The organism is Janthinobacterium sp. GW821-FHT03A03, assembly GCF_059421435.1.
The window spans coordinates 20,687-38,884 of the sequence record NZ_JBWKUZ010000024.1 but is presented as its reverse complement, the minus strand read 5'-3'; the positions used below and the strand labels follow the sequence as shown (position 1 = coordinate 38,884).

The following is an 18,198-nucleotide window of genomic DNA, read 5'->3' as shown; positions in this document are numbered from 1 at the left end:
CTGACGTGCGCGGTCGCGTGGGAATGCCATTTATGCTAGTCAACCAGTTAATACTCGGTTTCTTCGATCAGCTGGCCATCGTCGCGGAAATACTGAAACCGGCCCGTTTTCTTGCCCATGTCATAACTGCCAATCTGCTTCGGTTTTCCGTTCTGGAAATTCTCGATGTTGACGCCATGCAGCACGCCCTTGTTCCAGTTGCGGTGAAACTGCGGCAGTTCGCCGTCCGGATAAAACAGGGTTTCCGCGCCATCGCGCTTGCCGTCGGCAAAGCTGCCCTGGTAACGCCGCTTGCCATCCGGATAAAAACTGTCCATCGTGCCATTGAGCACGCCCAGGCGGTAGTGCTCGACCAGTTCCAGCCGGCCATCGGCCGCATACTGCTCCAGCTTGCCGTCAGGCTTGCCATCGACCATCGTCAACGCTTGCCTGCCGCCGTCGGGCGTCGCCCTCTTCCATGGCCCTTGCTTGATGTCATCGACATAGTTGCCGCCACCGCCAGGTTCCACCCACTGGCCCTGCCTCTTGCCATTTTTGTAATTTCCCTGCCATTGCACCACGCCACCGGCGCGGCGCTCGCTGGGACCGTCCAGGCGGTCTTTCACAAAATGGTCGTAACCGGTGAAACTGTGCATGTCCGCTGCGCGCCATTCGGCCACGCCCGGACTCACTTCCCAGCGGCCCGTGCGCTGGCCACGCTGCATCTGGCCCGTCGTCGTTTCGTCGCCGCTTGCATACGTCCATGGTCCCTCGGCCTTGTCGTCGACAAAGGCGCCGGACGAGCGGATGGTGTTCGGCTCTTCGTAATGCCATACTCCGGTACGCTTGCCCTGCGCATACAGGCCGCGGGCAAACACGTTGCCCACGCAGCAATTGACGTCATACTCGATGAATAGCCCGTCCTGGCTGGCGGCAAAGCGCTGCGGCTGCGTTTCCCAGGTGATCCACTTGACGTGGTAGCTGGGCGCGCGGCCGCCTTCCCAGCCCTTGCCCAGCAGATAGGTCACCGTGAGGAAGTGGCCATCCTTTTCCTGGAACGTTTTTTTATAGGCAAACGCCGGGGCATCGGGCGGCTTGCCTGGCAGTAACTCACCGTCGATATTGAAATAGCCGGCCAGGGTGCCGTGCGCATGCTCGATGGCGTCGAACTCGGCCACGCCCGTGGGCGCATAAGCGATGCTGTAGTCGATCAGTTGCAAGGAGGCCAGCGCCGCGCGCACCCGCGCCTCGTCCATGGCCCTGGCGCCGCGCACGATGGCGTCCAGCGCAGGCTGCCAGGCCGCCACCTTGACCATCTTGCCGCCGCTGCGCTCGTAGCGGTAGGCATGCAGGCCGTAGGCTGCGCCACTGTCGGCACTGCGGCTGAGCACGAACGTGGTTTCGCCTTCGCTGTCGAGATCCAGCTGGAACACGGCCTCGATGCTGGCCTGGCCGTACCTGTCCAGGTTCATGCGTTTGTCGCTATCCCCATTGCACTGGCAGTAGTAGCCGTTGACTTCGCCGTTTTCCCGCAGGAAAGCCAGCACCACGCCGCCGTCGCGGCGCTCGACGGCGCTGGCGTAAGCCATGGACGCGCCCGCATAAAAACGCGGCGCGGCCTGTGCCGGCGCCAGGGTGCCCCAGGCCAGCGCCATGGCCATCGTGCTCATCCAAAATGTTTGCCGCATGTCAACCCCACTGCCGAAAAACCGCCATTATGCATGGCCGTTCAGGCAAGACCCGACACCCCAGGACGCTGGCGCCACAGCGGCCGCTGCACCGTCTGCGCCAGCAGCACGCCCAGCAGCGAGATGCCGCCGCCGACCAGGTGATACCCATGCATGCTTTCGTGCAGCCAGACGATGGCCAGCAAAGCCGTCAGCAGGGGCAGCAGGTTGACGTAGATGCTGCAGCGGTTCGGCCCCAGCAGTTTGACGCCCTCGATCCACAGGTAGGACAGCACGATGGACGAGCCGATGCCCGCATAGCCGATCAGCGGCAAGGTAGTGGCGTCGAGCCTGGCGCTGCCGGGCGGCAGCAGCAGGAACAGCGGCAGCATGCAGGCCAGGGCCGCCAGCGCCTGGCAATAAATGGCTTGCCAGGCGGGAATCGTCAAACGCCAGCGGCGCAGCAGCACGCCGTACAAAGCGAAGATCAGGCAGGCCAGCAGCATCAGCGCATCGCCCGCATGCACGCCCTGCCGCAGCAAGGCCAGCACGTCGCCGCGCCCCACCAGGTACAGCAGGCCGCCGAACGACAGCACGCCGCCGGCCGCCATGCCCACCGTCAGGCGCTCGCCCAGCAGCAGCACGCTGAGCAGGGCCGTCATCAAGGGTGCCAGCGCCGTGACGATGGCCATGTTCGTCGCCGTGGTGCTTTCCGCGGCGCGGTAGGACAGGCTCTGGAACAGCGCCATTGACATCAGGCCGCACAGGGCCAGCTGCCACCACTGGCGGCGCAGCGCATGGCGGTTGCGCCACAGGGGGCGGGCGATAAACGGCGTCATCACCAGCAAGACCAGCACCAGGCGATAAAAGGTGATGGCCGTCGGCGCGATGCTGGACGCGGCCAGCTTCGAGACGACGACGTTGCCGGCCCACAGCAGCATGGCCAGAAACGGATACAGATAGGCGCGCACAGGCATGTATAGCTCCAGGAATAGTTGCGGGGAACCATCATGCCGCAGGTGCGCCGCGCCTTCTCGCGCTAAGATGTCCCTACCTGTCGCAAAACTGACCATATTGATGGATTGTACCTCCCCCGCCTTTCAGGAATTGCTGCCCGTCACGGCGCGCGCCATGGCGCTGGCCGTCGACTATGCGCATGGCCACGTGATTTCCGTGCACCGCCACACGCATGCGCAATTGCTGTACGCCATCGAGGGCGTGATGACCATCGAGGCGCAGGGCGGGCGCTGGGTGGTGCCGCCCACGCGCGGCGTGTGGCTGCAGCCCGGCATCGCGCACCAGGTGCGCATGAGCGGCGCCGTGAAAATGCGCACGGTCTTCATCGATTGCGCCAGCTCGCCATTGCTGCCGCGCCACAGCTGCGTGCTCGACATCAGCCCCCTGCTGCGGCAATTGATCGTCGCCGCCGTCGACATCGCGCCCGATTTCGCGGAAGGCGGCCGCGACTGGCATCTGCTGCAATTGCTGTTGCACGAACTGGGCAGCCTGCCCGTGCTGCCCCTGTATCTGCCCTTGCCCGTGGATGCGCGGCTGCGCGGCATCTGCGCGCGGCTGATGGCGCAGCCGGGCGAGCAGCTGACGGTGGCGCACTGGGCGCGGGAACTGGCGATCACCGAGCGCAGCCTGCACCGCTTGTTCCAGAAGCAGACGGGCATGCGCTTCGGCCAGTGGCGCCAGCAGGCGCGGCTGCTGCGGGCGCTGGAACAACTGGCGCGCGGCGGCAAGGTCATCGACGTGGCCATGGACAACGGCTACATGAGCCAGAGCGCGTTTACGGCCATGTTCAAAAAGCATTTCGGCACTACGCCGACGGCGTTTTACCAGGCAAAAGTCATCGCCGCGTAAAAAAAATGCTGCTATGCATCAATAATCATGGGCGATAAGCGCCGCTCTTGTTATCATCGCAAGCCTTATCGCACCGCGCCCATCCTGGCAGCGGGGTTGACCTCAATCACACCACCATGACACAGAATTTCTTCCAGACATTTATCCTGCTCTTGCTCGTCACCGATCCGTTCGGCAACGTTTCCCTGTTCGTCAATGCCCTGAAACGGGTACCGATCGAGCGGCGCTGGAAAGTCGTGGTGCGCGAATGCCTGATCGCCTTCGGCATCTTGCTGCTGTTTATGTTCTTCGGCCGCCATTTCCTGAACGCCTTGCAATTGTCGGAAGTGGCGCTGCGCATCGGCGGCGGCGTGATTCTGTTCCTGATCGCCATGCGCATGGTGTTTCCGCAACCAAATGCGGGCAATAGCGACCACGAAATGGGCGGCGAGCCGTTCATCGTGCCGCTGGCCATCCCCGCACTGGCCGGCCCGTCGGCCCTGGCCACCGTGCTGCTGTTTTCCTCGCATGAAGTCAATGAAGTGATCGCCCACGTGGCGGGATTGACGGCCGTGGCCGTCGTCTGGCTGGCCGTCTTCCTGTGCGCCGAACGCCTGCAGCGGGCGCTCGGTCCAAGGGTCATGACGGCGTTCGAACGCCTGATGGGCTTGATCCTCACGGCGATGGCCATTGAAATGCTGCTGGCCGGCATACGCGCGTTCCTGAAGTCCGTTTAATATTGTCATTCATCCACTGAAGGAGTCCAGCATGAGCCGTTGCGCCCACATATGCCTGATGGCCGATTACAACCAGTGGATGAATGCCAAGGTCTACGCGGCGGCGGCCAGCCTGCCGCCCGGCGAGCTGCAGCGCGAACGGGGCGCCTTTTTCGGCTCCCTGCTGGCCACCCTGAACCACGTGATGGTGGGCGACACCTTGTGGCTGCAACGCTACGCGCAACATCCGGCCGGCTTTCCCCTGCTCGCCCCCATCCGCGCCATCACGCCGCCCGCGTCGCTCACGCAGCCGCTGTTCGCGGCCGACGATTTTGCCGCCATGCATGCGCACCGGCAATGGCTGGACCAGATCATCGTCGACTGGGCCGCTTCCCTCCGCGAAGAAGACCTCGACCATTTGCTCGACTACCGCAACAGCAAGGGGCCGAACCGGCGCGAGTTCTTCAGCCTGCTCATGCATTTCTTCAATCACCAGACGCACCACCGGGGCCAGGCCAGCACCCTGCTGTCGCAGGCGGGCGTGGACATCGGCGACACGGATCTACTGTTTCGCATCCCCAACCATATCGAGGACTGAGGGCAGGCGGTAGCGCCACGCCTTGATCCCGATCAAGGCCAGCGCCAGCGCCCCCAGCAGCGCGCCGCAAGCCAGCGCGCCCTGCATGCCGTAGGACTCGATGGCCATGCCGCCGGCCAGCGCGCCCAGCGTCACGCCCAGGTTGATGGCGGCGATATACACGCCGATGGCGAACGCGGGCGCCTCGCGCGCTTCGCTGCTGAGCCACACTTGCGTGACGATCAGCCCGCTCGTATGCGCCGCGCCCCAGAACAGCAGCAAGACGGCCAGCGCCGCCCAGCCGATGCCGCCGCCCGCATATTCATACAGCAGCCAGTACGCCAGCCCCAGCAGCAGGGGCTGCAGCAAGACCGTGCGCAACACGTGCGTGCCCAGCTGGCGCCCCGCGAACAGATTGCCCGCCACGCCGCCCACGCCAAACACCACCAGCGCCAGCCCCGTCTGGCGCGCCGACAAGCCCGCCTCCTGCTGCAGATAGGCGGCCGCATACGCATACACGGCAAACATGGCGGCAAACACCAGCACGGCGGCGGCGATCGTGAGCCACAGGGCCGGTTTGCGCAGCACGGCCAATTGACGGCCATACGCCAGCGGCGCCTCCTGCGGCGCGTCGGGCAGGAACACATATAAGCCCAGCGCGGCCAGCGCATTGACGAGGGCGCAGGCAAGAAACGACGCCTCGTAGCCATACTGGGCGGCGATCCACGTGGTCATCGGGATGCCCAGCACCATGCCCATGCTGGTGCCCGTGAACGCATGCGCGCCGGCCCGCGCCGCCTGCTGCGGCGGATACAGGGCGGCGGCCGCCACCATGGCCAGCGAGAAATACACGGGGTGGAACAGGGCCGGCACCACGCGCAGCGCCAGCAGCAGGCCGAAGCGCAGTGCATACGCCGAGGCCACGCTGGCCAGCGCAAACACCAGCAGGGAGACGATCAGCACGCGCTTGCGGCGCCAGCGCGTGGCCAGCAGCACGAGCAAGGGACCGCCCACGGCGATCACCAGGGCGAACAGGCTCACCAATGAACCCGCCTGCGCCGCCGTCACGCCATGGCGCTGCATGATCATCGGCAAGATGCCCACCACGCCAAACTCGATGCAATACACGCCGAACAGGCCCAGCGCGAGGAAGACGATGGGATGCGGACGCGTCATGACATGTCCTTGGCGCCATACACTGCCTGGCACAGTTGCGTCACGAACGGCCCCGCCATGCCCTCCAGCGCCGTATTCGTGAACGCCACCACGGAGAGTTCTTGCGCAGGATCAACAAACCACGAGTGGCCATACGTGCCGCCCATGCGCCAGCTGCCCGCCGCTTCCGGCGTGGCGGCGGCAAGCGGGTCCGTCAATACCGTAAACCCCAGGCCGAAGCCCCGTCCCGGCCAGAATGGCAGCGCGAAGCCGCCCGTCTGGCTTTCAGCCATCTGGCGCGCCAGCGCCGGCGGCAGCAGCGGCGCGCCGCCCAGGCGCAAGGTTTCCAGCAGGCGCATGAAGTCGGGCGCGGAGCCGAGCATGCCGGCGCCGCCGGACGGGTACGCCTGCGCGTCGAGCGCGCGCGCCGGAGATAACGCAAACCCTGCCATGCCGTCGAGAAACGGCAGATGGTCGTCCCCCGCATCCAGCAAACGGCGCGGCCGGGCTTCTCCTGCTGCGCGGTCCGCATAGGCGACGGCCAGGCGCGCCGCGTCCGTGCTGATAAAACCCGTGTCGCGCATGGCCAGCGGCGCCGTCACCAGCTGTGCCACGGCCTGCGCCAGCGGCAGACCCATCACCGCTTCGATCACGGCGCCCAGCACGTCGGTGGCGATCGAATACGCCCAGCGTTCGCCCGGCGCAGACGCGAGCGGCACCGTGGCCAGGCGGCGCAGGTTGTCTTCCAGGGAAATACGGGACGCATCCATGCCGTCGGACACCCCCGCCCGCGCATACGCGCCGCCCGGCGGCTGGAAAAAACCGTAGTCGAGTCCCGCCGTATGCGTGAGCAAGTGGCGCACGGTCATCGCCGCCACGGCGCCGTCCGGCTGGCGCGGCGTGAAATACGGCAGCCAGCGCGCCACCCGGTCGTCCAGGCCCAGACGGTCCTGTCCCACCAGCGCCAGCGCGGCCGTCGAAACGATGGGTTTGCTGACGGATGCCAGGCGGAAGACGGCGTCTTCCACCATGGGCGTGCCCGCCTCGCGGTCCAGGTGGCCGGCCGCGCGGCGGTACACGTCCTGGCCACGGTGGCGCACCAGCACCACGGCGCCCGCCAGGCGCTGCTGCTGCAGCACGGCGTCGAGCAGGGGATCGATACGGGCGGACAGGGCCGCGGGAGAGAAGTTGTACATCATGGCGTAGCCTTTCAAATGATCAGGCTGCCAAGGTAAGCCAGGCGCAATCAAAGAAAAACAGGCTATAGTTTCAGTCTGTGCGGACGTTGACATCCGCAATCAAAAGGAAAACCATGGACAACCTGGCGGGATTCACGGCCTTCGTGCAGGCGGCGGAGCTGCGCAGTTTCGTCGCGGCGGGCCGGGTGCTGGGCATTTCCGCCTCGGCCGTGGGCAAGAGCATCGCGCGGCTGGAAGAGCGGCTCGGCGTGCGCCTGTTTCACCGCAGCACGCGCAGCATCGCGCTCACCAGCGAGGGCACGGTGTTTCTCGAACGCTGCCGGCGCATCCTGGGCGAGATCGAGGCGGCCGAACTGGAGTTATCCAGCAGCAAGAGCGCGCCCCAGGGCCGGCTGCGCGTCAGCCTGCCGCAGGTCGGCAGCCTGCTCAACCCCGTGCTGGCCGCGTTCGCGCGCGCCTATCCGCAAGTGGAGCTCGACCTCGATTTCAGCGACCGCCGGGTCGACGTCATCGAAGAAGGCTATGACGCCGTCGTGCGCGCGGGCGAAAGCGCCGACAGCCGTTTGATGAGCCGCCAGCTGGGCCAGTTCCAGCTGCAACTGGTGGCCGCGCCCGCCTACCTGGCGCGGCACGGCACGCCCGTGCTGCCCGCCGACCTGGCCCGTCACACTTGTCTGCTGTACAAATTTCCCAGCAGCGGCAAGGTGGAAGCGTGGCCCCTGCCCGAGTGGCCTGCCTTGCACGCGGCGGGCTTGCCGACTGTGCTCAACTGCAACAATGTCGACACCCTGCTGCACTTCGCCGAAAACAGCCTGGGCATCGCCGCCCTGCCCGACTTCGCCGCGCGCGCCGCACTGGCGGCGGGCCGCTTGCAGCCGGTGCTGGACGCGCACCGCCGGCACGACGGCGCCTTGCGCATCCTGTGGCCCAGCAGCCGCCACCTGACGCCGAAACTGCGCGCCTTCATCGACTTCCTGGCCGCGCACGTGTTTCCGCAAAACTAAGCCCGCATCCGGCGCCGCGCTCGTTGTTTCCACACGACAACTTATTTAATTTGCTACCATTTTTTAAACTTTTCGCGGACTTGATACAAGTTTTTGTATTGCAGTGCGGAATTTTGAGGAACAATTACAGGCTGGTCGCCCTTACGTATAAACCCGTAGCCCCGGCCTGTCGACGTTTCCTCACCACACCGCAATACGAAAGCAATCATGTCACTCACACAATACAAAATCGGCACCCGGCTCGGGATCGGGTTTGCTGTCGTCCTCGGCCTGCTGGTGGCCGTCTTGCTCGTCGGCCTGTACTCGATGGGGCAGCTGAGCGCGCGCACGCACGACATCGTGGCCGACAAGAACGTCAAGATGGCGGCGGCCAATACCATGAGCGACAACGTGCGCAACATTACCCTGGCGATCACCAGCATTGTGGTGGCGCCGACGGAAGCGCTGGTGCAGGCGGAACTGGCAAAGATCGGCGAAGCGCGCAAGAAATACGGCGCCGCCAAGGAAACCCTGCAAAAGAAGATCTCGACGGACAAGGAAACGGCCTTGATGGCCGAACTGGACGCGGCCCTGAAATCGGGCGCGCCGCTGAACAACAAGGTCATCGAGCTGCGCAACGCGGGCCAGACGGAAGAAGCGATCGCCTTTTTGACGCAGCAGGCGGCGCCGAGCCTGAAGATCGTGCTCGGCGCGCTCGACAGCCTGGTCGCGTATGAAGCGCAGCAGGCGGCGCAGGCGGCGACGGACGCCGAGACCCTGAGCACGAGCGCGCGCGCCTACATGATCATCCTGGGCAGCGTGGCCGTGCTGCTGGGCGCCTTCGTGGCCTGGATCATCACGCGCTCGATCACCCGCCCCATCAATGCTGCCGTGGGCGTGGCCGAAACCGTGGCCTCGGGCGATTTGTCCTCGCACATCGTCGTCGATTCCAGCGATGAAACGGGGCGCCTGCTGGGCGCCCTGAAAGCCATGAACACCAGCCTGCTGGGCGTGGTGGCGCAAGTGCGCCACGGCACGGATGCCATCTCCACGGCATCGAGCGAAATTGCCGCCGGCAACCTCGACCTGTCATCCCGCACGGAAGAGCAGGCCAGTTCGCTGGAAGAAACGGCCTCGGCCATGGAAGAACTGACCTCGACCGTGAAACAGAACGCGGACAATGCGCGCCAGGCGAACCAGCTGGCGAAAAGCGCGTCCGAAGTGGCCGTGCGCGGCGGCAGCATCGTCTCGCAAGTGGTCGACACCATGGGCACCATCAACGAGTCGTCGAAGAAAATCGTCGACATCATCGGCGTCATCGACGGCATCGCCTTCCAGACCAACATTTTGGCCCTGAACGCGGCCGTGGAAGCGGCCCGCGCGGGCGAGCAGGGCCGTGGCTTCGCCGTCGTCGCCACCGAGGTACGCAACCTGGCGCACCGCTCGGCCTCGGCCGCCAAGGAAATCAAGGAACTGATTGCCGCCTCCGTCGCCAACGTGGACACGGGTTCGCGCCTCGTCAATGAAGCGGGCCAGACCATGGGTGACATCGTCGACAGCATCGTGCGCGTGACCGACATCATGGGCGAAATCACTTCCGCCACGCACGAGCAGACCATCGGCATCGAACAGATCAACATGGCCATCGCCCAGATGGATGAAGTGACGCAGCAAAACGCGGCCCTGGTGGAAGAAGCGGCAGCGGCCTCGCAAAGCATGCAGGAGCAGGCGGGCGAGCTGGCGCACGTGGTGGGATTCTTTAAAACCGGCAACCATGTCGCCAGCGCCCCCAAGCCGGGCCCGGTGCGCGCAGCAGCGGCAGCGCCAGCCATCGCGCGTCCCGCCGCCCGGCCCGCCCCCGCGCGCAAGGCCGTGGCCGCCGCGCCGGCGCGCCGCAGCAACGCGGCCGCCGAGAGCGAATGGGAAGAGTTTTAACCCATAGCAACATCCTCGCCACACGAAAGCCAGGCAGGAAGTTGCTGCCTGGCTTTTTTTCGTCCGCCATCGCCACTTTTTTTGCCGCAAACCCCGCGCAATAGACAAAAGTGCAAAACGTGCAGCGTGCATACGCTTTACAATCCTCGCTCGCTTTACAAAATAATTGGTCATCATGAATCAGGCAGAACAGCAGCGCCTCCTGGCTATCCTGGAGTATTGGCACAAGATCGAATTCTTTATCCCGTTTGACCTGAATCAAATCACGGACGTTGAAGACCCGTCCACCGTGCGCCTCCTGCAGCGCGAACAGCTGGCGCAATTGCCGCCGCAGTTCGCCACGCAATGGCAAGTGCCGTCCGACCGCGAGATCGACGGCTTTAGCCTGTTCCTCGGCGTCTTCGACAAGGCGGAAATCAACAAGGCTTGCCCGCCGGCCAGCGGCCCGGAAAACATTGCCGAAACAGAAAAAACAGAGCTGCTGGGACGCTCGTGCTTTGCCCGCCTGAACCTCAATGCGCTGGGCGAGCCGCAGTTCGATCCTGTCTCCGTGTCAACCTTGCCGTGGGCCCTGGGCCGCGCCCGCACGCCGGACTGGTCGGGCCTGAGCCTGGACGCCTTCAGCGACAGCCAGCTGGCGCTGCAGGACAGCCTGCGCAACTTTGCGGCAAGCCGCGCCCCGCAGCCCGTGACGGACGAGACAGGCAATGTCTCGTCGCCCCTGTCCGGCATGGAAATCGCGGCCCTGGCCGACCTGCTCATGGACTGGGCCGGTTTCCGCCCGTCGGCAGGCCAGCCGCTGGCCGTGCTGGAATTGCGCACGCGCAAGAAGCGCGCGGCCGTGGCGGACGCAGACCTGGCCGAGGCCAGCCAGAACCGCAGCCTGGACTTCAGCGACGCGGTGGAACCGTCGATCGATATCCTCAACAGTTTTTACCTCGATGACCTGGAACAGATCATCCGCGCCTTGCGTGGAGGCAAGTTGCCCGCCACCGTCGCCGCCTATCTGACGCCGCTGGCCCAGGACGAGCGCATCGACCTGTACAGCCCGGCCGGACGCCAGGCGCTGGCCGCCATGCTCAATCCGGCGAACATGAACCGGGGCCACTGGCTGGAGGACGCCAGCTACGCCATGAGCCTGATGCAGCAATTCGCCATCCACGGCGCGCGCACCAGTTTGCATGAGCGCGGCATCTTTTCCGTCAACGGTCCGCCCGGCACGGGCAAGACGACCTTGCTGCGCGAATTGTTTGCCGACAACATCGTGCGCCGCGCCGCCGTGCTGTCCTGCCTGGACCGCGCCGGCGACGCCTTCATCGGCAAGGTGGCCGTGGCCTTCGAGGGCGTGCGCGACCCCATCACGATTGCCCGCTTGCGCCCGGAACTGACGGGCTTTGAAATGGTCGTCGCCTCGTCGAACAATGCAGCGGTGGAAAACATTTCCGGCGACCTGCCGAAACCGAAACAGCTGGGCAAGGAATGGGCGCGCACGCGTTACTTTGAAAGCGTGGCGCGCCGCGTGGTGGCCGACGGCAATGGCGCCAACCGCGCCTTGGCCGAGCAGGACGCGCCATGGGGCCTGATGTCCTGCGCGCTGGGCAACAGCGCCAACCGCCGCCGCTTCGTCAGCAATTTCTATGACGACGACTGGGATAAAACGACGGCGCGCAAGACGCCGAATGCGCAGAACATCCGCCAGTGGCTGGCCAGCTACCAGGGCGTCAGCTTCGCCCAGGCCGCGCGCGAGTTCCGCGAGACGGAACACGTGGTGGAAAAGGCCCTGGCCGAGCACGCGCAATATGCGGCCCTGTGGCAAGCCGTGGGCACCTGCACGGAAACCGATTTTATCCAGGCCAGCCAGCAGGCGCTAATTGCAGCCGAGCAAGAAATGGATGCGGCCAACGGCGCCCTGGCCGGCGCGCTGGCGCAGCAGGACACCTTGCTCGCCAGCAAGAAAGAATTGCTGGAAGAAGAACGCCTGGTGGCGCTGACGCAGCCCGGTTTCTTTGCCCGCCTGTTCCGCACGGCACCGGCGCGCGCCTACAAGGATGCCGTCATCGCCAATGCCGAGGCACAGCGCCAGGCCGCGCGCGACGTCTCCGCCATCAAGCTGCTGCTGAAGGGCGAACTGGAGCCGCGCTGCGAACGGGCCCGCCACGGCCTGCACATCGCGCTGCGCACGGCGCAGTCGCGCCAGCGCGAATGGGATGACAGCACGGAACTGCTGCGCCGCGCGCGCATGCGCTTCCCCACCATCATCGCGCCGGCCACGCTGGACGAGCTGGATGGCGACGCCCTGCAGATAGGCGGCTTGTGGCATGAGCCGGCGCTGGCGCGCTTGCGCTCGCGCCTGTTCGCCAAGGCCCTGGCCCTGCACGAAGCGTGGCTGGCGGAAGTGGCGAAGAAGGGCGGCCCCGGCTTTGGCGGCAACTTGCTGGCCGTGTCGAAATTGCTCAAAAACAAGCGCGCCTACGACCAGTCGCATATCGCCATGGTGTGGCACAGCCTGTTCATGGTCGTGCCCGTCGTATCGACCACGTTCGCCTCGTTCGCGCGCCAGTTCCAGGGCATGGGTCCCGAATCGCTGGGCTGGCTGTTCATTGATGAGGCGGGCCAGGCCGTGCCGCAGGCGGCGCTGGGCAGCCTGTGGCGCGCCAGGCGCGCCGTCATCGTGGGCGACCCGCTGCAGATCGAACCCGTGTTCACGGTGCCGGGCCGCCTCGTGCAGACCCTGTCCGCCCTGTCGTCGCATACGCAGGACGGCAGCTACGCGCCGACTGCCGTTTCCGTGCAGACCCTGGCCGACAAGGCCAACCGCCATGGCGCGACGGTGGCGGCCAGCAGCGCCCAGCCCTTGTGGATAGGCAGCCCCCTGCGCGTGCACCGCCGCTGCGTGGAACCGATGTTCTCGCTGGCCAACAGCATCGCGTATGAGGACAAGATGGTCTACGGTTTACCTGACCGCACGCCGCCGGCCGGCGCGCGCGGCCTGACGCGTGGCCCCAGCCGCTGGATCGACGCCGTCGGCCCCGTCAGCTACAAGCAGGTGGTGCCCGTGCAGCTCGATTTCGTGCTGGAAGTGTTATTAAAGCTGTACCGCCGCGACGGCAAGCTGCCGGACATGTATGTGATCACGCCATTCAAGGCCGTGCGCAACGAATTGCGCTCGCGCATCGTCGACATGGACTGGGACCGCCGCCTCGGCTACGGCAAGGCGCCGACGGCGCGCGAACTGCGCCAGTGGAGCAGCCAGATGGTGGGCACCGTGCACACCTTCCAGGGCAAGGAACAAAGCGTGGTGATGCTGGTCCTGGGCGCCGACGACAGCACGGTGGGCGCCGCGCAGTGGGCGGCCGCCACGCCGAATTTGCTCAACGTGGCCCTGACGCGCGCGCAGCATTATGTGTACATCGTCGGCAACCCGCTGCTGTGGGGGCAAATGCCGCATTTTGCTCCCGCCTGTGCGCAGCTGCCGCACACGGGCATGCATGAATTTTTGGTGGAAATGGGGTAGATCACCGGATCAAACCTGCTGCGCGTCGGTACAGGTGGCCTGCGATGCTCACTGCCTCGGCGGCCCCGTGCAAAGCACCGTTGCGCTTCTCAACCACCTCTCCCTTGCGTTCGCTACGGTTTTATCAGGCGTTCTCAACGGGGAAAACTAGGGTAAACGTCGTGGCGGCCGCGTCCGACGCCACCGTCGCGCTGCCGCCATGCAGCTGCATGATGGCCGTGACGATGGCCAGCCCCAGCCCTGTGGAGGCGGCCGAGTCGCTGCGGGCCGGGTCGGCGCGGTAAAAGCGTTCGAACAGGTGCGGCAAGTGGCGGGCGGGGATGGCGGGGCCCAGGTTGCTCACGCTCAGTTCCACACCCCCGTTCGCCGCGTGCGAGCGCAGCAGGATCGTGCTGCCCGGCGCCGCGTGGCGGATGGCGTTCGACAGCAGATTGCCCAGTGCGCGGCGCAGCAGTTGCGGCTCGGCCGTCACCGTGCCGCTGCCGTGGCAAGCCAGCGCCAGCTCGCGCTCCTCGGCCAGGCCTTCAAAGAAATCGGCCAGGCGCAAGAATTCGTCCTGCACGGGCAGGGCTTGCTTGATCAGGATCATCTCGTCCTGCTGCGCCCGCGCCAGGAACAGCATGCTGTCGATCATGCGCGACAGCCGTTCCAGCTCTTCCACATTCGACGACACCAGCTGTTCATACTCGTGCGCGCTGCGCGGGCGGGCCAGCATCACCTGGCTTTGCCCCAGCAAATTGGTGACGGGCGTGCGAAATTCATGCGCCAGGTCGGCGGAAAACTGCGACAGCCGCGCATACCCCTCCTGCAGGCGCGCCAGCATGGCGTTCAAGGCCTGGATCAAGGGCAGCAATTCCGTCGGCGCGCCGCGCGCCTCCAGCTGCTGCCCGAGCTTGCCGGGCCGCACGAGGGCCGCATGGGCGGCGATATTGCGCAGCGGCCGCAATCCCCGCAGCAGCATCACGCTGGCCAGCAGCGCCGCCACCAGCGCGCTGACGGCCACGGACACGACGATCTGCCAGCGGTAGGCGGCAAACATGGCCGTGCGGTCGCCGTAGACCCGGGCCACGAAAATATCGGCCATCTGCGCCGGCTCGCCGATGCGCGCGCTGGCCGCCACCACCCTGGCCGGATAGCCGTCGCGGCTGGTCCAGCTGACGATATCGCTGGCCGTCACGGGCGCGTCGACAGCCACGGGAACAGCATGCGCCACCATCTCGCCGTTCGGATTGACATCGATCAAACGCGTGCCATCGGCGCGCACGATGCGCACCAGGGAATTTTCTTGCCCGCTCATGGTGTCGCGGAAATACTGGGGCCGCTCGCGGATGATGTCGAGGGTGCCGGCATTGCCTAAGAGTTGCTGGATCTGCCGCAATTTGCCCAGCAATAAAATATCGTCGCGGCGCTCGATTTCCGCCACGAAAGAACGGTACAGATGCATGCCCAGGCCGGCCGACACGAGGGCCACGATCAATACGAACACGAGCGTGACGCGCAGGGTCAGCGAGCGCCGCAGTTGCGCCAGCTTCATGCGGCGGCGCCGTGCTCGGGCGCGGCGGGCGCGCGCAATTCGCAGACATAGCCCATGCCCCGCAAGGTGTGGATCAGCTTGGGCTCGAAGGGGTCGTCGAGCTTGCTGCGCAGGCGGCGGATGGCCGCGTCGATGACGTTGGTGTCGCTCTCGAAATTGATGTCCCACACTTGCGAGGCGATGATGGAGCGCGACAGCACTTCGCCCTGGCGTCGCGCCAGCAGATGCAGCAAGCCGAATTCCTTGGCCGTCAGGGTGATGCGCTGGCCTTGCCGGCTGACCTTGCGTTTCATCACGTCGATTTCCATGTCGCCGATGCGGATCACGTCGTCTTCACGGGGCGGCCCGCGCCGCAGCAGGGTGCGGATGCGCGCCACCAGTTCCGCAAAGGCGAACGGTTTCACCAGATAATCGTCGGCGCCCAGTTCCAGGCCCTTGACGCGGTCCTGCACCTCGTCGCGCGCCGTCAGGAAAATCACGGGCACGTCGGCGCCGCCCTCCTGCAGGCGCAGCGCGCGCAGCACTTGCCAGCCATCCATGATGGGCAGCATCACGTCGAGCACGATCAAATCGGGCGCGTCCGTACTCGCCATGTGCAGGCCGTCGCGGCCATTGCGCGCCAGGCTGACCGTAAAGCCGGACTCGGCCAGGCCGCGCAGCAAATAGTCGCCCGTCTTCGGTTCGTCTTCAATGACCAGGATGCGCATGGCGGCTTTCTAAGGGAAATATACAACCATTTTACGCCGCGCGCCGGGCGCCGCGGATGATAAAAATGTCATGCGGCGATCATCTTCTCGTAGGGCAAGACTGGCCATACTGGCGCCATTCTTTGACATGGAGGCCAGATGAAAACCCTGATGTTCTGCAGTACCCTGCTGTGCCTGCTGGCCAGCCCGGCACAGGCCCAGTTGCGCAATATCAATGACATCTCGCTGGCGGCGGCCAACAAGCTGGCGAATGCGGCCATGGCCGCGTGCCAGGCGCAGGGCCGGCACATCGCCGTCACTGTGCTCGACCGTGGCGGCAATGTCGTGGCCGTGCAGCGGGCCGACGGCGTCGGCCCGCACAACACGGACGCCAGCCGGCGCAAGGCGTACACGGCCCTGTCCACCAAAAGCGACACCTACACGCTGGCCGTGGCAGCGAACGCCAACCCGGACATGCGCAACCTGGCCACCGTGCCGGAACTGTTGCTGCTGGGCGGCGGCCTGCCCTTGCGCGCCAAGGGCGAAGTCGTCGGCGCCATCGGCGTGGCCGGTGGCGGTGGCGGTGGCGCCCTGCCAGACCGCGCCTGCGCCCTGGCCGCCCTGGCCGCCATCCCTGAACTCGATTCGCCCACCCTGTGAAAGCCACGACGATGACTTATTTGAAAAAAACCGCTGCCGCCCTGGCCTTCGCCAGCCTGTCTGGCATGGCCCTGGCCGCCAATCCCCTGAGCGTGCACATCCTCGACCTGCAAAGCGGCCAGCCGACGGCGGGCGTGACGGTCACGCTGGAGCAAAAGAAAGGAGATGCTTGGCAACCATTGGGCAGCGCCGTGACGAACGCGCAGGGGCGCATCGCGGCCATGTATCCAGCCGAGACGCCCATGCAGGCAGGCGACTACCGCATCGTGTTCAAGACGGGCGAACACTATGCGCGGCTGAAACAGGAAACATTCTTCCCGGAAATTCCCGTGCAATTCCACGTAGAAAAGACCGAGCAGCACTATCACATTCCGCTGCTGCTCAGTCCTTTCGGCTTTTCCACGTATCGCGGCAACTGAGGGGAACTAAGCCTAGCCGAGCGTCTTCGCCGTCTGCCCGAACAGCACGCTTTTCGCGTCGCCGCTGACGGTGGGCTGCACATTGATTTCGGCCGCGCGGGCATACGCGCGCACCGTGGCGGGACGGGCGGCGATGGCCGCGAACCAGCGCGCCAGGTGCGGGAAATCCTCCAGCTTCTGGCGCTGGCGCGCGTGCGGCACGATCCACGGGTAGATCGCCATGTCGGCGATGGAATAGTTGTCGCCGGCAACGAATGCGCGGTCCGCCAAACGCTTGTTCAGCACGCCGTATAGACGGTTGGTTTCATTGACATAGCGCGTGATGGCGTAATCGATGGGTTCGGGCGCGTACTGCACGAAATGGTGGTTCTGTCCGGCCATGGGGCCAAGGCCGCCCATTTGCCAGAACAGCCATTGCATCACTTCGGCGCGGCCGCGCACATCCATCGGCAGGAATTGCCCGCTTTTTTCAGCCAGGTATTGCAGGATGGCGCCCGACTCGAACAGCGACAGCGGCGCGCCGCCGTCTGCCGGCGCCTGGTCGACGATGGCGGGGATGCGGTTGTTCGGCGCGATGGCGAGAAACTCGGGCTTGAACTGCTCGCCCTTGCCGATGTGTACGGGAATGATGTTGTAGGGAATGCCCGCTTCTTCCAGGAACATCGTCACCTTGTGCCCGTTGGGCGTGGTCCAGTAATACAGGTCGATCATCGTCGTCTTTCAGCTCGTTGGCATGGGGTGGGCGTAACTATTGTCGCGCCGCAACTGGTGTGCATGGATATAATGCCACGTCAGCGGAAAACAAGACGCCGGGCGACGCACGGGCCATGCAAGCAAGCGCCCACTCTCGCCACAGGCACTCCATTCCGCCATTCCCGAGAACCACCAAAGAAAGCCGACCATGCGCAAACTCCTGATCGTCATGCTGTCCGTCCTGCTGTCAGGCTGTGTCCAGGACTTCGCCATCTATATGTTCGACGGCCAGGAGCATTCCCTGACCGTGCGCCGCCAGCAAAGTTATTTTTGGCAAGATACGGTGGAAGTGCAGCTGATGGCGACCAATCTGCCGCACTGCCAGCGCCTGCATACCCTGTCGACGGCGGCCCGGCCCGACATCAAGGTCGAGCTGTTCTCGGCCGGCGATGGCCTGTGGAACATCCGCATGGGCAAGCAGCTGTGGCAGGCGGAAACGAATACCTGCAATGAGCTGACGGAAATGGAAAACGACCCGAGAGCCGACCTGGGCCAGCCGGTCGGGCAATTCGTCGTCGTCGATGACAAGCTGGAATTCGAGCCGGCACCGCAAGCGGCGGCGCCAGCCCAGTAAGA

Annotated in this window: 16 protein-coding genes; 9 read left to right on the top strand and 7 right to left on the bottom strand. The window is 65.3% G+C overall.

The window, feature by feature from the left end; genetic code table 11:
• Positions 1–47: 47 nt before the first annotated feature.
• Complete coding sequence (locus AC07VI_RS26295) at positions 48–1,667, bottom strand: toxin-antitoxin system YwqK family antitoxin (protein ID WP_139842586.1); 1,620 nt, start codon at positions 1,665–1,667, stop codon at positions 48–50.
• 41 nt (positions 1,668–1,708) lie between these two features.
• Entirely contained in the window at positions 1,709–2,623 is a 915-nt protein-coding gene (locus AC07VI_RS26290) for a DMT family transporter (RefSeq protein ID WP_086147309.1), read from the bottom strand.
• Between the two features lie 100 nt (positions 2,624–2,723).
• Between AC07VI_RS26290 and AC07VI_RS26285 the strand changes: the two genes are divergently transcribed.
• The 3 genes from AC07VI_RS26285 to AC07VI_RS26275 all read left to right on the top strand — a co-directional run bounded on the left by AC07VI_RS26285 (position 2,724) and on the right by AC07VI_RS26275 (position 4,805).
• A complete protein-coding gene (locus tag AC07VI_RS26285; RefSeq protein WP_086147308.1) occupies positions 2,724–3,512 on the top strand; it encodes an AraC family transcriptional regulator in 789 nt (262 codons plus the stop codon).
• A gap of 116 nt (positions 3,513–3,628) precedes the next feature.
• Positions 3,629–4,228, top strand: a complete 600-nt coding sequence (locus AC07VI_RS26280) for a MarC family protein (protein ID WP_070224777.1) — start codon at positions 3,629–3,631, stop codon at positions 4,226–4,228.
• A gap of 31 nt (positions 4,229–4,259) precedes the next feature.
• Entirely contained in the window at positions 4,260–4,805 is a 546-nt protein-coding gene (locus AC07VI_RS26275; protein WP_099420317.1) for a DinB family protein, read from the top strand.
• Here the strand turns inward: AC07VI_RS26275 and AC07VI_RS26270 are convergent.
• Positions 4,770–5,960: an MFS transporter gene (locus AC07VI_RS26270; RefSeq protein ID WP_492991800.1), complete on the bottom strand. Its 1,191-nt coding sequence runs from the start codon at positions 5,958–5,960 to the stop codon at positions 4,770–4,772. The genes AC07VI_RS26275 and AC07VI_RS26270 overlap by 36 nt on opposite strands.
• Entirely contained in the window at positions 5,957–7,138 is a 1,182-nt protein-coding gene (locus AC07VI_RS26265; RefSeq protein ID WP_492991801.1) for a serine hydrolase domain-containing protein, read from the bottom strand. Before AC07VI_RS26265 ends, AC07VI_RS26270 begins: the two co-directional genes overlap by 4 nt.
• A 113-nt stretch (positions 7,139–7,251) precedes the next feature.
• Between AC07VI_RS26265 and AC07VI_RS26260 the strand changes: the two genes are divergently transcribed.
• From AC07VI_RS26260 to AC07VI_RS26250, 3 genes are all read left to right on the top strand, one after another.
• Entirely contained in the window at positions 7,252–8,142 is an 891-nt protein-coding gene (locus AC07VI_RS26260; protein ID WP_492991803.1) for a LysR family transcriptional regulator, read from the top strand.
• A gap of 207 nt (positions 8,143–8,349) precedes the next feature.
• On the top strand, positions 8,350–10,056 hold the full coding sequence (locus AC07VI_RS26255; RefSeq protein WP_099375500.1) for a methyl-accepting chemotaxis protein: 1,707 nt from the start codon (positions 8,350–8,352) through the stop codon (positions 10,054–10,056).
• A 175-nt stretch (positions 10,057–10,231) separates the two neighbouring features.
• Entirely contained in the window at positions 10,232–13,570 is a 3,339-nt protein-coding gene (locus AC07VI_RS26250; protein WP_492991805.1) for a DEAD/DEAH box helicase, read from the top strand.
• Between the two features lie 124 nt (positions 13,571–13,694).
• Here AC07VI_RS26250 and AC07VI_RS26245 read toward each other — a convergent pair whose 3' ends face one another.
• Positions 13,695–15,104, bottom strand: coding sequence for a heavy metal sensor histidine kinase (locus AC07VI_RS26245; protein WP_086146551.1), 1,410 nt, complete (start codon positions 15,102–15,104; stop codon positions 13,695–13,697).
• Complete coding sequence (locus tag AC07VI_RS26240; protein WP_086146552.1) at positions 15,101–15,811, bottom strand: heavy metal response regulator transcription factor; 711 nt, start codon at positions 15,809–15,811, stop codon at positions 15,101–15,103. The genes AC07VI_RS26245 and AC07VI_RS26240 overlap by 4 nt, the downstream gene beginning before the upstream one ends.
• A gap of 138 nt (positions 15,812–15,949) precedes the next feature.
• Between AC07VI_RS26240 and AC07VI_RS26235 the strand changes: the two genes are divergently transcribed.
• Together AC07VI_RS26235 and uraH are read left to right on the top strand one after the other, a co-directional pair.
• On the top strand, positions 15,950–16,450 hold the full coding sequence (locus tag AC07VI_RS26235; RefSeq protein ID WP_086146553.1) for a GlcG/HbpS family heme-binding protein: 501 nt from the start codon (positions 15,950–15,952) through the stop codon (positions 16,448–16,450).
• An 11-nt stretch (positions 16,451–16,461) separates the two neighbouring features.
• Positions 16,462–16,869, top strand: a complete 408-nt coding sequence (uraH, locus tag AC07VI_RS26230; RefSeq protein ID WP_086146554.1) for a hydroxyisourate hydrolase — start codon at positions 16,462–16,464, stop codon at positions 16,867–16,869.
• Positions 16,870–16,881: 12 nt separating this feature from the next.
• On the opposite strand, the gene AC07VI_RS26225 is transcribed toward uraH, so the two are convergent.
• On the bottom strand, positions 16,882–17,580 hold the full coding sequence (locus AC07VI_RS26225; RefSeq protein ID WP_086146555.1) for a glutathione binding-like protein: 699 nt from the start codon (positions 17,578–17,580) through the stop codon (positions 16,882–16,884).
• Positions 17,581–17,770: 190 nt separating this feature from the next.
• Between AC07VI_RS26225 and AC07VI_RS26220 the strand changes: the two genes are divergently transcribed.
• The gene (locus AC07VI_RS26220) at positions 17,771–18,196 is read left to right on the top strand and encodes a YdgH/BhsA/McbA family protein (RefSeq protein ID WP_086146556.1); all 426 of its coding nucleotides are present in this window, start codon (positions 17,771–17,773) and stop codon (positions 18,194–18,196) included.
• Positions 18,197–18,198: the final 2 nt, after the last annotated feature.

Bases quoted from the DNA above. Each gene is read 5' to 3' on its own strand.
- AC07VI_RS26295 (WP_139842586.1), bottom strand. From the start codon at position 1,667: ATGCGGCAAACATTTTGGATGAGCACGATGGCCATGGCGCTGGCCTGG.
- AC07VI_RS26290 (WP_086147309.1), bottom strand. From the start codon at position 2,623: ATGCCTGTGCGCGCCTATCTGTATCCGTTTCTGGCCATGCTGCTGTGG.
- AC07VI_RS26285 (WP_086147308.1), top strand. From the start codon at position 2,724: ATGGATTGTACCTCCCCCGCCTTTCAGGAATTGCTGCCCGTCACGGCG.
- AC07VI_RS26280 (WP_070224777.1), top strand. From the start codon at position 3,629: ATGACACAGAATTTCTTCCAGACATTTATCCTGCTCTTGCTCGTCACC.
- AC07VI_RS26275 (WP_099420317.1), top strand. From the start codon at position 4,260: ATGAGCCGTTGCGCCCACATATGCCTGATGGCCGATTACAACCAGTGG.
- AC07VI_RS26270 (WP_492991800.1), bottom strand. From the start codon at position 5,960: ATGACGCGTCCGCATCCCATCGTCTTCCTCGCGCTGGGCCTGTTCGGC.
- AC07VI_RS26265 (WP_492991801.1), bottom strand. From the start codon at position 7,138: ATGATGTACAACTTCTCTCCCGCGGCCCTGTCCGCCCGTATCGATCCC.
- AC07VI_RS26260 (WP_492991803.1), top strand. From the start codon at position 7,252: ATGGACAACCTGGCGGGATTCACGGCCTTCGTGCAGGCGGCGGAGCTG.
- AC07VI_RS26255 (WP_099375500.1), top strand. From the start codon at position 8,350: ATGTCACTCACACAATACAAAATCGGCACCCGGCTCGGGATCGGGTTT.
- AC07VI_RS26250 (WP_492991805.1), top strand. From the start codon at position 10,232: ATGAATCAGGCAGAACAGCAGCGCCTCCTGGCTATCCTGGAGTATTGG.
- AC07VI_RS26245 (WP_086146551.1), bottom strand. From the start codon at position 15,104: ATGAAGCTGGCGCAACTGCGGCGCTCGCTGACCCTGCGCGTCACGCTC.
- AC07VI_RS26240 (WP_086146552.1), bottom strand. From the start codon at position 15,811: ATGCGCATCCTGGTCATTGAAGACGAACCGAAGACGGGCGACTATTTG.
- AC07VI_RS26235 (WP_086146553.1), top strand. From the start codon at position 15,950: ATGAAAACCCTGATGTTCTGCAGTACCCTGCTGTGCCTGCTGGCCAGC.
- uraH (WP_086146554.1), top strand. From the start codon at position 16,462: ATGACTTATTTGAAAAAAACCGCTGCCGCCCTGGCCTTCGCCAGCCTG.
- AC07VI_RS26225 (WP_086146555.1), bottom strand. From the start codon at position 17,580: ATGATCGACCTGTATTACTGGACCACGCCCAACGGGCACAAGGTGACG.
- AC07VI_RS26220 (WP_086146556.1), top strand. From the start codon at position 17,771: ATGCGCAAACTCCTGATCGTCATGCTGTCCGTCCTGCTGTCAGGCTGT.